The sequence below is a fragment of the Cognatishimia sp. MH4019 genome, from assembly GCF_020177595.1.
Taxonomy (GTDB): Bacteria; Pseudomonadota; Alphaproteobacteria; order Rhodobacterales; family Rhodobacteraceae; genus JAHTBL01.
This window is the reverse complement of sequence record NZ_JAHTBL010000002.1, coordinates 25,993-41,540: the sequence shown is the minus strand read 5'-3', so window position 1 is coordinate 41,540 and position 15,548 is coordinate 25,993. Positions and strand designations below refer to the sequence as shown.

The following is a 15,548-nucleotide window of genomic DNA, read 5'->3' as shown; positions in this document are numbered from 1 at the left end:
TTTGGTCCGGACGAGGGCTGGTTTATTAAGAATAACTGGACCAGAAACCTGATAGCCTTCGTGCTGATCGGGTTCATTGCGATCGGCATGCACTTTCAGGATGTGGCCCAACTGAACGGGGAGGGGCCCCAAATCTTTGCCAGGTTCATCACAGCTTTCGTCCGCGTTTTCTGAACCCGCACCATGCATGCCATTAACCTTGACGCGCGCCTCTTGCTTTCGCTTTATCCAAATATCCCCGCCGGAGGCGTCACACGCGTGATGTGAGCGCCAAGAAAACATCCTCAAGATCAGGGTCCTCGGTCTTCACATCCTTGATCGTGATCCCGGCGGTATGCGCTGTCGCCAAAATCGCTTCTGCGGTTGTTGTCCCCCGGTCATAGGTGAACGCCAAGGCTCCGTTTGGGCGACGGGTCAGGTCGACCCCCTCAGGCAGTGCGATCTGGGCCGGAGCCGCACTCTCTGGCTCGATCACCATCGTCTTGGCATCCAGCCGCCCCAGCAGGTTCTCCGTGCTGTCCTGCGCGATCTTTTCACCGTGGTTGATGATCGCGATCTCGTCGCACATCTCTTCGGCTTCTTCCAGATAGTGCGTCGTCAGGATGATCGTCATCCCCGCCTTGTTCATCTTCCGCACATTGGCCCACAGCATATTGCGCAGCTCGATATCGACGCCTGCCGTCGGCTCATCCAATACCAGAATATGCGGCATGTGGACCATCGCCTTGCCCAGCAACAGCCGCCGCCGCATGCCACCTGACAAAGACCGCGCATAGGCATCCGCTTTGTCTGTCAGGCCAATCGTCTCCAAAATCTCGTCCGTTCGACGCTGTCCTTTCGGCACCCCATAAAGCCCCGCCTGCACCTCCAACGCGCCGCGGGGCGAGAAGAACGGATCAAGGTGCAACTCCTGCGGCATCACGCCTATGGAGGCGCGCGATTGCCGGGGGTTCACATCCTGATCGAAGCCCCAAATCTTGACCTGACCCGCCGATTTAATCACCAGCCCCGCAAGAATATTGATTAGCGTCGATTTTCCCGCCCCATTCGGCCCCAACAGCCCGAAAATCGACCCAGCGGGAATGCGCAAATCAATGCCCTTCAGCGCTTCCTTGGCCTCTTGCCCTTTCTGCGCGGCATAGGTCTTTTTCAGACCTGTAATCTCGATGGCTGCGTCACGCATGGGGGTCGTCTCTCATCTTGCCGGGGAGGGGGGATTGCCGTATCTCGAAGCACAACCTAGAAGCCTGTCCAGCCAACGACAACCCGTGGAGCCAGAGAATGCCGACATCCCCGCGCGAAGTTCAGATCACCGACCAGTGGCGCGTGTCCTGTGATGGCGGGGAAGGCGCGTTGGGTCACCCGCGCGTCTGGCTCTCGGTAGACCGGGACGAGGGGTATGTCATCTGCCCCTATTGCGACAAGCTGATCGTCCACGAGGATTTCAAAGACGCCGTTTTCAAGAAATTCGGCCTCAGCGACTAGTCTTACCCCGCCCCCTTCGCTAGGTCTTGAGACGACCAAACAGGGGGCGCGTTTCATGACTTTCGGCAAAGGGTGTCATCTTCATCTGATCGACGGATCGGCCTTCATTTTCCGCGCCTACCATGCGCTGCCCCCTTTGACGCGCAAGTCCGATGGCCTGCCTATCGGCGCGGTCAGCGGCTTTTGCAATATGTTGCAGCGTTATATCGACGGCAATTCCGGCCCCGACGCGCCCACCCATGTTGCCGTGATTTTCGACAAGGGCAGCCACACCTTCCGCAACGACCTTTACGATCAATACAAGGCCAATCGCGACGCGATGCCCGAGGATCTGCGCCCGCAAATCCCGCTGACCCGCAGCGCGACCGAAGCCTTCAACATCGCCTGCAAGGAAATGGAGGGGTTTGAGGCCGACGACATCATCGCCACCCTCGCTGTTCAGGCCCGCGAGGCTGGCGGCCGCTGCACGATCATCAGTTCTGATAAAGACCTGATGCAGCTTGTCGGCGGCGGAGTTGAAATGCTGGATGCGATGAAAAACAAGCGCATCGACACGGAAGGGGTCGAGGAAAAGTTTGGCGTCGGTCCCGACCGTGTGGTCGATGTGCAAGCGCTGGCGGGCGATAGCGTCGATAACGTCCCCGGTGCGCCGGGCATCGGCATCAAGACCGCCGCTTTGCTCATCAACGAATTTGGCGATCTGGAAACGCTGCTAGAGCGTGCCGAGGAAATCAAGCAGCCCAAGCGCCGCCAGACCCTGATCGATCACGCCGATCAGATCCGCCTGTCCAAACAGCTTGTCACGCTGGACGACAAAATGGATCTGCCCTTCACGCTGGATGATCTTGAAGTCCGTGACCCCGAGCCCGATACCCTGCTGGGTTTCCTCGCCGAGATGGAGTTCCGCACCCTCACCAAACGCATCTCCGACGCGCTGGATGTTGAGCCTCCTGTCATAGCCGACACCGACCCCGCAGGCGCCAATCCCGGCGATGCGCCCGGTCCTGCGGATGTGCCGTTTGATGCCAGCAAATACGAATGTGTGCGCGATGCAGCCGCGCTTCAGGCTTGGCTCGACCGCATCTATGAACGCGGCTATGTGGCTGTCGATACCGAAACCACTAGCCTCAATGAGATGCGCGCTGATCTGGTTGGCGTCTCTCTTTGCGTCGAGGCCGGAGAGGCCTGCTATATCCCGCTCCAACACAAAGATGGCAGCGCCGACGATCTGTTTGGCTCTGATGCCTTGGCCGAGGGCCAAATGGGCCTGCGCGAAGCGCTCGAAATGCTCAAACCGATGCTGGAGGACGAAAGCGTCCTTAAGATCGGCCAGAACATGAAATACGACGCCAAGATTTTCGCCAACGAAGGCATCACTGTTGCCCCCATCGACGATACGATGCTCATGTCCTATGCGCTGAATGCGGGGCTGCATAACCATTCGATGGACAGCCTGTCCGAGCGGTATCTCAGCCACTCCCCCATCCCGATCAAGCCCCTTCTGGGCACCGGCAAATCCGCGATCACCTTTGACAAAGTCAAGATCGACGAAGCGGTTCCTTATGCGGCTGAGGACGCTGACATCACCCTGCGCCTCTGGCAAAGTTTCAAGCCGCAGCTGCACCAGAAACAGGTCACTGTCGTCTACGAGACGCTGGAACGCCCCATGGTCCCCGTGCTGGCGCAGATGGAGCGTACCGGCATCAAGGTCGACCGCGACACGCTCAGCCGCATGTCCAACGCCTTTGCCCAGAAAATGGCTGGGCTTGAGGCTGAAATCCATGAGCTTGCGGGCCAATCCTTCAACGTCGGCTCGCCTGCGCAGCTGGGTGAAATCCTCTTTGATAAGATGGGTTTGGAAGGCGGCAAGAAAGGCAAAACGGGCAAATACTCCACCGGTGCCGATATCCTCGAAGACCTCGCGACGGAGCATGAACTGCCCGCCCGCGTCCTCGATTGGCGGCAAATGTCGAAGCTGAAATCGACCTACACGGACGCGCTGCAAGACCACATCAACGCCGACACGGGCCGCGTGCACACCTCCTATTCCATCGCGGGCGCGAACACCGGACGCCTCGCCTCGACCGATCCGAACCTGCAAAATATCCCGATCCGGACCGAGGAAGGCCGCCGCATCCGTGAGGCATTCGTGGCCGACGAAGGCAAGACGCTGGTCGCGCTGGACTATAGCCAGATCGAATTGCGCATCCTCGCCCATATCGCCGACATCCCCGCGCTGAAACAAGCGTTTTCCGATGGTATCGACATCCACGCCATGACCGCCTCCGAGATGTTCGACGTGCCTTTGGAGGAGATGACCCCCGAGGTCCGCCGCCAAGCCAAGGCGATCAACTTCGGTGTGATCTACGGCATCTCGGGCTTCGGCCTTGCCCGCAACCTGCGCATCCCCCGGGCGGAGGCGCAGGCCTTCATCGACACCTATTTCGAACGCTTCCCCGGCATCCGCGCCTACATGGACGACACGACGAAATTCGCCAAAGAGCACGGCTACGTCCAAACCCTCTTCGGTCGCAAAATCCACACGCCCGAGATCAACGCCAAGGGTCCCACCGCCGGTTTCGCCAAACGCGCCGCCATCAACGCGCCGATCCAAGGCACCGCCGCCGACGTCATCCGCCGCGCCATGATCCGCATGCCCGCCGCGATTGAGGCGCTGCCCGCCAAGATGCTGCTACAGGTCCACGACGAACTGGTATTCGAGGTCGAAGACAGCGCCATCGACGACCTGATCGGCACGGCCCGAGAGGTGATGGAAGGCGCCTCCATGCCCGTCGTCAAACTCGACGTGCCGCTGATTGTGGATGCAGGGCAGGGGGCTAATTGGGCCGAGGCGCACTGACAACGAAGATGGTTCACTCGCCATTAGAAATAGGAGGTTTGGTATTGGAGAAGTCACTGGTCTTTTCCATGACCCTAGATAGAGCACAATCGTCAAATGTTGGTTTAGGTGTCGTTGAACTTCATAAATCAAAACGCAAAGAGATCAGCCGAAGAAGCATTGTAAAAATAACAAACACAACAAACGGTCACTTTGTGTTTTGCTCTGTTATCGGGAACGATAGACCGAACGAACAAAGTGTTATGCGTTTAGATCTTGACCAACGTAAAGCGCTTGGCGCACCGCAAGGTAGAGCGCCATTCACTGGCGATTTTGAGATCAAGCCCGCTACCCTAGTGGGAAGGGTTAAGTGGTTTGTAAGTGTCCCTGATCCCTTTATCCGAACTGGTTCGCAGATTGCGGTAATTTCTTTAGTGGTGGGTTTAATCGGCTTCGTTTTGGGTTTGATTTCTTTAAGATATTGACCCATGCTCATCGCCTTCAACAAACCCATGAACGTGCTCTCCCAGTTCACCGACGAGGGCAAATGGCGGGGCCTCAAGAACTGGATCGACGTCCCCAATGTCTACGCCGCCGGACGGCTCGACCGCGATAGCGAAGGGCTGTTGCTGCTGACCGATGATGGTAAGCTACAAGCGCAGATTTCGTCCCCGAAGTTTAAGACGCAGAAAACCTATCTGGCCCAAGTCGAAGGCACCCCCACCGAGGACGCCCTCGAACAGCTCCGCCGCGGTGTCACCCTGAAAGACGGCAAGACCCGCCCCGCGAAAGCCGTTGCAATTGCCGACCCCAACCTCTGGCCCCGCGACCCGCCCGTTCGCGTGCGCAAAACGGTGCCCGATGCGTGGCTCCGCCTGACCATCTCCGAAGGCAAAAACCGTCAGGTCCGCCGCATGACCGCCGCTGTCGGCTTGCCATGCCTCAGGCTTGTGCGCTGGCAGATCGGGCCATGGTCGGTCGAAGGCCTTGCGCCGGGGGAATGGCGCGAAGTGCAGCTCTGATGACCAAAGACTTCCCCAAAGTCGAAGTCAAATCCCGCGTCGACCTGCGCGCGTGGCTCACCAAGAAACACGCACAAGCCACCACCGTCTGGCTCGTCAAATGCAAGCAGCCCAGCCCGCATTACATCCCCACCGAAGAGATCATCGAAGAGCTTCTGTGCTGGGGCTGGATCGACAGCGTCGTTGGCAAGCTGGATGCGATCCGCACCATGATCCGCATCTCACCCCGCAACCCGAAATCCAACTGGTCGGCGTTCAACAAAGCGCTTGTCGAAAAGGCCCGCGCCTCTGGTGCGATGACCCCGGCAGGCGAGGCGATGATTACCTTCGCGCAAGAGACCGGCACTTGGACCTTCCTCGACGACGTCGACCGCCTCGAAGTCCCGCCCGACATGGCCGCAGCCCTCGGAGACCTCCGCCCCACATGGGAGGCCTACCCGAAATCCGTCAAACGCGGCACGCTGGAATGGATCAAGACCGCGAAAACCGAAGCCACCCGTTCCAAACGCATCGCAGATGTGGTGAACTCAGCCCAGCAAGGTGTCAGACCCAGCATTTTCCGGCGGTAAACATGGCCCACGACCATCCCAGACTTGATCCCGGCGACAAGCGCGTCGCGGCGGCGGTAGGGGTGAACTTTCTGCTGACCTTCGTGCAGATCATCGCGGGCGTCCTTTCCGGCTCCCTCGCGCTGATTGCCGACGCGATCCACAACTTCAGCGATGCGCTGTCGCTCGTCATTGCCTTCGCCGCCCGCCGGATTGCCCGTAAGCCCGCCGATGCGAAAATGACATTTGGCTATAAAAGGGCCGAGGTCGTGGCCGCACTCGTCAACTACACCACGCTGATCGTCGTCGCTTTCTACCTTGCCGCCGAGGGGGTCGAGCGCCTCTTCAATCCCGTCGCCGTCGAAGGCTGGATTGTGGTCGTCGTCGCCGGGGTTGCCCTTGTCATCGACACCATCACCGCGCTGCTGATCTTCAAGTTGTCCAAAGACAGCATGAACATGCGTGCGGCCTTTGTGCACAACATGGCCGACGCGCTCGGCTCCATCGCGGTGATCGTCGCGGGCACGCTGATCCTGCTTTATGATTGGCGGCTGGTCGATCCCATCGTGACGCTGGGTATCTCGGCTTATATCCTCTGGCACGCCATTATCGGCATCAAACCCGTGATCCGTGTGCTGATGCTGGGCAGCCCCTCCGCGGTTTCGGCGCAGGATGTGATGGCGCGGCTTGAGGACGACCCGGAGGTGGTCGACGTCCACCACATGCATCTGTGGATGATGGGCGAGTATGAAAGCTCCCTTGATGCCCACGTCGTGCTGCGCCGGTTCGATCATCTGGAAGACGTGAAAATCCGCCTCAAAGAGATGTTGGAGGCCGAATTTGGCATCCAGCACTCAGTCTTTGAGTTTGAACTGCCCGGAACGCACCAGGGCGAGGCGAAAGACATCGGAAGTTAAGGGATGCAGGTATCAAACGTCCCGCCTGGCGGAACCGCCGGGCCACGCCCGACCTTCCCCGAAGGGCGTGATGCACCGCTGCACCAAAGAAATAGTCTCGGATGTGAACCAACTGTCGTTAGCAAGTAGACTGTTACGAACGCCCTCCAGGTCGGGCGTGGCCCTTAGTTCTAACTGGGCAACTCCGCCGACGGAATAATTGGGAAAAACGCCCCGCCGGACCGCACGCCAAACCAGTCGGCGCCTTCATGCTTGGCATGCTCGCCTTCCTCCACCAGCCGGTAGAAGCTCTTGCGATCAATCAGCGCCTCAAGATTTGCGCGGATCAGCACATAGGGCGACGGCTCCCCGGTCTCTGCATCCCGCACCACGCGGATCGGATGCTCTGGCCCGGCTGTGACCTCATCCTCGACATTGGTGCGGAAGACCAAGCTGTCGCCCATCCGGTCAAAGTCAATCGCCACGAACGGCGCGTCCTCAACGGTAATGCCGACCTTCTCGACAGGCGTGACCAGAAAATAGTCATCCCCGTCTTTCCGGATGATCGAGGAAAACAGCTTTACCAGCCCCGGCCGCCCAATCGGCGTGCCCTGATAGAACCACGTCCCGTCCCGTTTGATGACCATATCAAGGTCCCCGCAGAAGGGCGGGTTCCATAAATGCACCGGCGGAGCGCCCTTTTTTGAGGCAGCCTGTGCCAAGGCTGCGAGGCTTTCTGCCGATGGTTTCACAATGTTTTGTCCGCTCATCGCTTTTGCCATTTGTGTTACGCGTCATAGATGCTTTCATAGGACATATATCCACCGGGAGAGTTTTGTCATGGTCGACGCCGCCAATCTTGTCGCTGATATCGAAGCGCTGGGCGAAAAACTGGGGCAGGCGAAGGCCAGCATCACCAATCGTTTCATCGGGCAAGAGCGGGTCGTGGACCTGACTTTGGCCGCCCTTTTGTGCGGCGGGCACGGGCTTCTTGTGGGCCTGCCGGGCCTTGGTAAGACGCGTCTGGTCGATACGCTTTCGACCGTGATGGGGCTGGACGGCAACCGTATCCAGTTCACGCCCGACCTGATGCCTGCCGATATTCTCGGCTCGGAGGTTTTGGAAACCGGCGCTGATGGATCGCGCGCGTTCAAATTTATCGAAGGTCCGATCTTCTGCCAGCTCCTGATGGCAGACGAGATCAACCGCGCCAGCCCGCGGACCCAATCGGCGCTGCTGCAAGCGATGCAGGAGAAGGAAGTTACCGTTGCGGGCGAACACCGCCCCCTCGGCACGCCCTTCCATGTTCTGGCGACGCAGAACCCGATTGAGCAGGAGGGCACCTATCCACTGCCCGAAGCCCAGCTTGACCGCTTCCTTGTCCAGATCGACGTCCACTACCCCGACCGCGACACGGAACGCGACATTCTGCTCGCCACCACTGGCGTGGACGAAGCGCAATCCACAGGCGTTTTCACTGCGCAAGAGCTGCTGGATGCGCAAACGCTGCTGCGCAGGATGCCGGTCGGCGAAGGCGTGGTCGAAATGATCCTTGATCTGGTCCGCGCCTGCCGTCCCGAATATCCCGAGTCGCCGCAGATCATCAAAGACACTGTTAGCTGGGGCCCTGGTCCGCGCGCGGCCCAAGCGCTGATGCTGACCGTGCGTGCGCAAGCGCTGCTTGAAGGGCGCTTGGCCCCGTCGCCCGAAGACGTGGTGCGCATGGCACGCCCCGTTCTGATCCACCGCATGGCGCTTAGCTTCTCGGCCCGAGCGCGTGGCGATAATCTGGGCGATCTGATCGAACAAACCGCAGAAAGCATCACCCGGGTCGAGGCCGCCGCGTGAGCCAAGCCGCCGATCTTCGCGCCCGCGCCGAAGATCAGGCGTCGCCGTTCCCGTCCCTTCTGGTCGGGGCGGAGCATTTGGCTGCGACCGTCATGCTGGGCGACCATGGCCGCCGCCGCGCCGGAATGGGCGACGAGTTCTGGCAATACCGCCCGATCCACGCAGGCGACGAGGCGCGTTTTGTCGATTGGCGGCGCTCTGCCAAGTCCGACACTCAGTTTGTGCGTGAAAAAGAATGGCAGATCGCCCAAAGCGTTCTGCTTTGGGTCGACAGCGCCGCCGCGATGGGCTTTTCGTCCGACAAGAACCTGCCCACCAAAGGCGAACGCGCCCGGCTTCTGGCCATGGCCATCACCATCCTCATGCTGCGCGGGGGTGAACGCGTTGGCCTCACCGCTTTCGATGCGCCGCCACGGTCTGGCGAGCCGCAACTGATGCGCCTCGCCAATCTGCTGTCCGACGAAGGCTCGGATGCCGATTATGGCGAACCCGAGGCGCGCGGCATGGTCCCCAATTCCCGTGCCGTTTTTATCTCCGATTTCATGGGCGACCTGACCAAGGTTGAAGCCGCGCTCGCCAAAGCCGCGGACCGCGGTGTCAAAGGCGCGCTGCTGCAAATCCTCGACCCGCAGGAAGAGGCCTTCCCTTTCGATGGCCGCACCGTCTTCGAGTCGATGACCGGCGCGGTCCGCCATGAGACGCTCAAAGCAGGCGACCTGCGCGATCGCTATCTGGACCGCCTTGCGGAACGCAAGGATCGGCTGCAAGCCATCGCCCGCGCCACCGGCTGGCAGTTTCACACGCATCACACCGGCGACAGCGCGCAAGCAGCGCTCCTTTGGCTTTATACGGCAATGGAGCGCGTGCACTGATGTTCATGCTTGGCCCGATAGGTTTCGCGTTCCCGCTGCTGCTGCTTGCCCTGATCGTGCTGCCGATCCTGTGGTTGCTGCTGCGCGCTGTGCCGCCAGCCCCCATCAAACGCCGCTTTCCCGGTGTTGCGCTGCTCCTTGGCCTCGAAGATGACGAAACGCAGACCGACAAGACCCCGTGGTGGCTCTTGTTGCTGCGTATCCTCGCGGTTGCTGCTGTGATCATCGGTTCTGCAGGCCCTGTGTTGAACCCGCAGGAAGAGCGCGCAGGCTCCGGCCCACTTCTGATCCTCGCCGATGCAAGCTGGGCCGACGCGCCCACATGGTCGGCCAAGCTGGACCGCATCGAGACGGCGTTGTCCGAGGCCACCCGCGCAGGCCGCCCAGTGGCCGTCGCCCTTGCGACCGACCTGCTGCCGGGCGATCTGGCCTTTCAAACCGCTGAATCCTGGGCGCCGCGCGTGCCGGGTCTGACACCCGCGCCCTTCGCCCCCGATATGGCTGCAGTGACCGACTGGATCAGCTCTCAACCGGAGTCGTTCGAGACGATCTGGATGTCTGACGGGCTTGCCCATGCGGGCCGCGACACCTTGCTGGACGCGCTTGAGGCGAAAGGCGACGTGCGTGTCTTTCAAAGTCCGCGCCCTGTCTATGGCATGGCCCCAGCCATCTTTGCCGAGGGTGTTCTTGAGCTGACCGCCTTGCGCGCGGTCCCCGGCGACAGCGCCGATATCACCATCGCCGCACGCGGCCTTGATCCCAACGGGGTGGAGCGTGAACTGGCCCGTGTGCCTTTGCGTTTCGATCCCGATCAAACCCGCGCCACGGTGGAGCTGTCGCTGCCCCCCGAACTGCGCAACCGTGTGTCGCGGTTCGAGGTGATCGGCCAGCGCTCCGCCGGGGCGGTCAGCCTGACCGATGACAGCCTCAAGCGTCGCGAGGTCGCTTTGATCGCGGGTCGCGAAGACCGCGAAGGCCTCGAACTGCTCTCGCCGCTGCATTACCTCGAACAAGCGCTGGAACCGACCGCTGACCTGATCGACGGCCCGATGGAAACGCTACTTCTGGCCAACCCTGACGTGATCGTTTTGGCCGATGTCGCGCGCCTTGCAGGCTCAGAAGAGGCTGATCTGCGCGGTTGGGTCGAAGAGGGCGGCTTGCTGCTGCGCTTTGCTGGGCCGCGTTTGGCGGCCAGCGATGTCAGCCGCACCGAGGAAGACCCGCTGATGCCCGTGCGCCTGCGCGCCGGGGGGCGGACAGTTGGTGGCGCGATGTCTTGGGGCGAGCCCAAAGGTCTGCGCGCCTTCGACGAAGACAGCCCGTTCTTTGGTTTGCCCTTGCGCGACGATGTGGTCGTGGACGCGCAGGTGATGGCGCAGCCCGATCCCGATCTACCGTCCCGCGTGATTGCAGCATTGGACGACGGCACGCCGCTGGTCACTCGCAAGGCGCTGGGCGATGGGCAAGTGGTGCTGTTCCATGTGACAGCAAACGCCGAATGGTCCAGCTTGCCGCTGTCGGGTCTTTTCGTACAGATGCTCGAACGGCTCGCCGTATCGACCCGCCCCGCAGCCCCGGATGCGGCGGATTTGGAAGGCACGACATGGCTGCCCGAAAGAGTGCTGACCGCCTTTGGATCGGTCGAGGATGCAGGCGTTTTGCCCGGCGTTGACGGGGTCGAACTGGCCGCAGGCGTTCCAGGCGTCGGCCTACTGCCGGGGCTCTATGCAGGTGCGGACCGCCGTTTGGCTCTGAATGTCATCTCTGCCGAGACCGAGTTGGCCGGGGACGTCTGGCCCTCCCGCATCACGGTTGAGGGTCTGAGTGTTGCGGAAGAAACCCCGCTGAAAGGATTGCTCCTGGCGGCTGCGCTATTGGCTCTGGCGGTTGACCTGATCGCCTCGCTCGCCTTGTCGGGCCGTCTGCGCGGGCCGCGTGCGGCAAGCGCTGCGATGGTGGCAACGGTGGCCGCGGCGCTGAGCCTCGCCGCACCCATGGCCGACGCGCAAGAGGAAAGCTTTGCGATTGAAGCCACAAGCGAGGTCGTCCTGGCCCACGTGATCACCGGCGATGCGCGCCTTGACGAGGTGGCCCTTGCCGGGTTGAGCGGGTTAAGCCAGACGCTTTTTCAACGAACCTCGATTGAGCCAGCAGAGCCGATTTCGGTGAACCTGGAGACTGATGAGTTGTCGTTCTTTCCATTCCTCTACTGGCCGATTTCGGCGGATCAGCCCCTGCCCAGTGACGAGGCCTACGCCAAGCTGAACCGCTATCTGCGCACAGGCGGCATGATCCTTTTTGACACCCGCGACGCGGACACGGCGCGCTTTGGAGCCTCCAGCCCCATCGGACGCAAGTTGCAGCAACTTGCCCGCCCCCTCGACGTGCCGCCTTTGGAGCCGATCCCCGGCGATCACGTCCTCACACGTACATTCTATTTGCTGCAGGATTTCCCCGGCCGTCACGCCAGCCGCGACGTCTGGGTCGAGGCCGCGCCGCCTGATTCCGAGCAAGTTGAAGGAATGCCTTTCCGCAATCTGAATGACGGTGTGACGCCGGTTGTGATCGGCGGCAATGATTGGGCCGCCGCCTGGGCCGTAGACGCGCGCGGCAACCGGATGTTTCCCGTCGGGCGTGGCTATGCGGGCGAGCGCCAGCGCGAGATTGCTTTGCGCTTCGGGGTGAACCTGCTGATGCATGTGCTGACGGGTAACTACAAATCCGATCAGGTCCATGTCCCCGCGCTACTCGATCGGTTGGGGCAGTGAGGATGGGTCAGATGCCTGCGGCGCGGATATTTGCGAAAAGCGAAGCGACATGAGCGGTCAAGTCATCTTTGACCCGCTGGTCGCGTGGCCGGTGCTCTATGCAGCCGCAGCCGTCATGCTGCTGCTGGTTGGCCTGTCTCTATGGCGCGGGCTGGCGGGATGGTGGTTGCGTGGGCTGGGCGCAATTGCGTTGCTGGCTGCCATTGCGAACCCGTCCTTGCAGAACGAAGACCGGACCCCGCTGAGCGATATTGTCGTCTTGGTCGTTGATGAAAGTGCCTCTCAAAGCATTTCCGACAGGCCCGATCAGGTGGCCGAGGCGTTGGCCGGGCTTGAGGCCGAGATTGCCGCGCGTCCCAATACCGAGTTGCGGATTGTCACGCTGCGCGACGGGCAAGGCGATGAGGGCACCTTGCTGATGAGCGCTGTTGCCGAAGCGCTGGCGCAAGAGCCGCAGGCGCGTATCGCAGGCATCATCACGCTGACCGATGGCCAGTTGCATGACCTCGAACGGGCCCCAGATTTACCCGCCCCGCTGCATGTTCTGCTGACTGGGCGAGAGGATGACTGGGACCGCCGTCTGGTCATCGAGAACGCACCTGCCTTTGCCATTCTGGGCGAACCCGTCGCGCTGACCTTGCGCATCGAAGACCAAGGTGCGGCGCCCGAGGCCGCCACTGCGCAGCTCCTGATTTCCGTCGATGGCGAAGAGCCGCAACCCTTCACCGTCCCCATTGGCGAGACGCTGGAGCTGCCCGTGACGCTCCCCCATGGCGGCATGAACGTCATCCAGTTCAATGTACCTGTGGAAGACGGTGAGCTGACCGACCGCAACAACGCTGCCGTCGTGCAGATCAACGGTGTGCGGGATCGGTTGCGGGTGCTCCTTGTTTCAGGCGAGCCGCATCCCGGCGAACGCACATGGCGCAACCTGCTGAAATCTGACAGTTCGGTCGATCTGGTGCATTTCACCATTCTGCGGCCACCTGAAAAGCAGGACGGCGTGCCCGTGGACGAGCTGTCCCTGATCGCCTTTCCCACGCGCGAGCTGTTTCTGGAAAAGATCGACGAGTTCGATCTGATCATCTTTGACCGCTACAAGCGGCGGGGCATCCTGCCTGCGATCTATCTGGATAACGTGCGCAATTACGTGGAAGAGGGCGGCGCGGTGCTGATCGCCGCTGGTCCCGATTTTGCCTCTGCCGACAGCCTGTTCCGCTCCCCGCTGGGAGAGATCATTCCCGGTCGTCCGACCGCGCGCGTGATCGAGGAAGGCTTCCTGCCGCGCATCTCAGAAGTTGGCGAGCGGCATCCGGTGACCGAGGGGCTTGATGCGCTCTCGCCGCCCGGTGAGGATGGCGCGCCCGGCTGGGGGCGTTGGTTCCGACTGATTGATGTGACCGAAAGCGCCGGCAATACTGTCATGGTCGGCCAGGATGACAAGCCGCTTCTGCTGCTGGATCGCGTAGGCGAGGGGCGTGTTGCGCTGATGGCGTCAGATCACGCCTGGCTTTGGAGCCGGGGCTATGAAGGCGGTGGCCCGCAGCTTGAACTGCTGCGCCGTCTGGCGCACTGGATGATGAAAGAGCCGCAGCTTGAGGAAGAAGCCCTTTGGGCGGAACCCGATGGCCAAAGCATGACCATCGTGCGCCGCACTTTGGAAGACAGCGTGGGCGATGTGACCGTCACGCTTCCCGATGGCTCTGAGGTGGTGGTGCAACTTGAACAAGCCGCGCCCGGTCGCTGGCAGGCCGAGTTTGAAGGGCCTGAAATTGGGCTCTATCGCCTGACCGATGGCGAAGAAGAGGCCGTGATCGCCCTTGGCCCCTCGGCCCCGCGCGAGTTTGAGAACACGATTGCCGATGGCACCGCCCTGACCCCGCTGGTCGAGACGCGGCGCGGCGGTGTCAAAGCGCTGGAAGAGGGCGTGCCGGATCTGCGTAATGTCCGCGACGGGCGCCCCGCCTCCGGGCGCGGCTGGATCGGCTTGACCCCGCGCGAGGCCTATGTGACCGCCGATGTCACCGTGACATCGCTGCTGCCTGCTTGGTTGTTCCTGCTGATTGCAGCGAGCCTGATGATTGGCGCGTGGCTGCGCGAGGGGCGGCGCTAGGGGTTAGCGCAGGTTGAGACGGTATGTGTCCTGGGCAGCGCCCGTCACATTGTCATTGGCCCGGATCAGCACGTGATCAATCCCCGCCGGGATTGAGACACCAGACAAGCTGCGCGTGAACGGTTGCTCGTTCTCATGGGGATGCAGCAGCTTGCGATATCCCAGCTGCGTGCCATCGGGGGCCAGCACAGCCCAACCATCCGCATAGTGATCCCACCCGGTATCGCCATGGCGGATCGTCACGCTGATCGTAGCCGTATTTCCGGACATCGAAATCGTCGCCGCTTCGACCACGGGGTCGTCGGCAAAGGCTGGGCTTGCACAGCAAGCGAGGAAAGCAAAAACGTATCTCATGGGCGCTATATAGGGACGCTGTTGCGGCCTGTCGCGTCACTTCTGTGTGACGGTTTCCGTGTCTTGCACCAAAAGCACACTTCTGGAGCGCGAGGCAAATTCGCGCCGCCAAATGACGCCCAAAGTGACCAATGTGGCCAAGATCAACGCAGGCGCGCCGATCAACCACAAGGCTGACCCCAGCCCGAAATAAACCGACCGCAGGCCGCGATTATAGCCTGTCGCAGCGGTGATATTGATCTCTGCCGCTTTGGCCGCGCGCGGATAAGCCGTGGGATCGGCCTCGTCATTCGGCACGGCTGCCATCACGACTGAGCAATAGCCGAAAAGCCTGTGCGCCCAGACGAATTTCAAAAATGCATTGGCGATGAACAGCAGGATCAGCAGGATTTTGACCTCCCACACGACCGCAGGTGCGCGCTCGATCGCGAGGTCCTCGGCCACGCCCAGCAAACGATCCGTGTTGCCGACCAGCGCCAGCCCGCCACCCATCGCGATCATGCAGGCCGAGGCGAAAAAAGCCGTGCCCTGGCGCAGGTTGCCTAAAATCTGCGCATCGAAAATCCGGGGCTGCCGGGTGACAAACGCGTGCATCCAGTCGCGGCGATAGTCTTTCATCAGGATCGACACGGACGGGCGGTTTTTTGGGGGGTTCTCGATGACCAGCCCGATCCCGATCCAAGAGACGATCAGAAAGCCCACGGCGGCCGCATCAAACAGGGTAAATAGGGAAAGCACGTCACCAAGTGTCATGGCCTCACGGTATCGCGGATGGGAATCTCTTGCCAATGCGTGAAATTGGT

General features: G+C 61.3%; 14 protein-coding genes. 10 read left to right on the top strand and 4 right to left on the bottom strand.

Annotated features, from left to right (window positions below; genetic code table 11):
* Nucleotides 1-250 precede the first annotated feature (250 nt).
* The gene (locus tag KUW67_RS03280) at nucleotides 251-1,183 is read right to left on the bottom strand and encodes an ABC transporter ATP-binding protein (protein ID WP_224823855.1); all 933 of its coding nucleotides are present in this window, start codon (nucleotides 1,181-1,183) and stop codon (nucleotides 251-253) included.
* A gap of 98 nt (nucleotides 1,184-1,281) precedes the next feature.
* Between KUW67_RS03280 and KUW67_RS03275 the strand changes: the two genes are divergently transcribed.
* From KUW67_RS03275 to KUW67_RS03250, 6 genes are read left to right on the top strand one after another with little or no spacing between them, the layout of a single operon-like run.
* Nucleotides 1,282-1,485, top strand: a complete 204-nt coding sequence (locus KUW67_RS03275; RefSeq protein ID WP_224823854.1) for a zinc-finger domain-containing protein — start codon at nucleotides 1,282-1,284, stop codon at nucleotides 1,483-1,485.
* 55 nt (nucleotides 1,486-1,540) lie between these two features.
* On the top strand, nucleotides 1,541-4,345 hold the full coding sequence (polA, locus tag KUW67_RS03270) for a DNA polymerase I (protein WP_224823853.1): 2,805 nt from the start codon (nucleotides 1,541-1,543) through the stop codon (nucleotides 4,343-4,345).
* 44 nt (nucleotides 4,346-4,389) lie between these two features.
* Nucleotides 4,390-4,809 carry a hypothetical protein gene (locus tag KUW67_RS03265; RefSeq protein WP_224823852.1) on the top strand — a complete coding sequence of 140 codons (420 nt, stop codon included), beginning with the start codon at nucleotides 4,390-4,392 and terminating at the stop codon, nucleotides 4,807-4,809.
* Nucleotides 4,810-4,812: 3 nt separating this feature from the next.
* Nucleotides 4,813-5,346, top strand: coding sequence for a pseudouridine synthase (locus KUW67_RS03260; RefSeq protein ID WP_224823851.1), 534 nt, complete (start codon nucleotides 4,813-4,815; stop codon nucleotides 5,344-5,346).
* Nucleotides 5,346-5,915, top strand: coding sequence for a YdeI family protein (locus KUW67_RS03255; RefSeq protein WP_224823850.1), 570 nt, complete (start codon nucleotides 5,346-5,348; stop codon nucleotides 5,913-5,915). Before KUW67_RS03260 ends, KUW67_RS03255 begins: the two co-directional genes overlap by 1 nt.
* Before the next feature lie 2 nt (nucleotides 5,916-5,917).
* Nucleotides 5,918-6,811, top strand: coding sequence for a cation diffusion facilitator family transporter (locus tag KUW67_RS03250; RefSeq protein WP_224823849.1), 894 nt, complete (start codon nucleotides 5,918-5,920; stop codon nucleotides 6,809-6,811).
* A gap of 170 nt (nucleotides 6,812-6,981) precedes the next feature.
* Here the strand turns inward: KUW67_RS03250 and KUW67_RS03245 are convergent, their stop codons facing one another.
* Entirely contained in the window at nucleotides 6,982-7,560 is a 579-nt protein-coding gene (locus tag KUW67_RS03245; protein ID WP_224823848.1) for a DUF1285 domain-containing protein, read from the bottom strand.
* Nucleotides 7,561-7,630: 70 nt separating this feature from the next.
* Here KUW67_RS03245 and KUW67_RS03240 point away from each other — a divergent pair, with 70 nt between their 5' ends.
* The 4 genes from KUW67_RS03240 to KUW67_RS03225 are packed head-to-tail and all read left to right on the top strand — an operon-like array spanning nucleotide 7,631 to nucleotide 14,391.
* Nucleotides 7,631-8,638 (top strand): MoxR family ATPase, encoded by a 1,008-nt coding sequence (locus KUW67_RS03240; RefSeq protein ID WP_224823847.1) that lies wholly within the window; start codon nucleotides 7,631-7,633, stop codon nucleotides 8,636-8,638.
* Nucleotides 8,635-9,510: a DUF58 domain-containing protein gene (locus KUW67_RS03235; protein ID WP_224823846.1), complete on the top strand. Its 876-nt coding sequence runs from the start codon at nucleotides 8,635-8,637 to the stop codon at nucleotides 9,508-9,510. Before KUW67_RS03240 ends, KUW67_RS03235 begins: the two co-directional genes overlap by 4 nt.
* Nucleotides 9,510-12,278 carry a DUF4159 domain-containing protein gene (locus tag KUW67_RS03230; protein WP_224823845.1) on the top strand — a complete coding sequence of 923 codons (2,769 nt, stop codon included), beginning with the start codon at nucleotides 9,510-9,512 and terminating at the stop codon, nucleotides 12,276-12,278. The genes KUW67_RS03235 and KUW67_RS03230 overlap by 1 nt, the downstream gene beginning before the upstream one ends.
* Before the next feature lie 49 nt (nucleotides 12,279-12,327).
* Nucleotides 12,328-14,391: a hypothetical protein gene (locus KUW67_RS03225; protein WP_224823844.1), complete on the top strand. Its 2,064-nt coding sequence runs from the start codon at nucleotides 12,328-12,330 to the stop codon at nucleotides 14,389-14,391.
* A 3-nt stretch (nucleotides 14,392-14,394) separates the two neighbouring features.
* Here the strand turns inward: KUW67_RS03225 and KUW67_RS03220 are convergent, their stop codons facing one another.
* Both KUW67_RS03220 and KUW67_RS03215 read right to left on the bottom strand, forming a co-directional pair.
* Nucleotides 14,395-14,745, bottom strand: coding sequence for a hypothetical protein (locus tag KUW67_RS03220; RefSeq protein WP_224823843.1), 351 nt, complete (start codon nucleotides 14,743-14,745; stop codon nucleotides 14,395-14,397).
* Nucleotides 14,746-14,781: 36 nt separating this feature from the next.
* Nucleotides 14,782-15,498 carry a DUF599 domain-containing protein gene (locus tag KUW67_RS03215; protein ID WP_224823842.1) on the bottom strand — a complete coding sequence of 239 codons (717 nt, stop codon included), beginning with the start codon at nucleotides 15,496-15,498 and terminating at the stop codon, nucleotides 14,782-14,784.
* Nucleotides 15,499-15,548 lie beyond the last annotated feature (50 nt).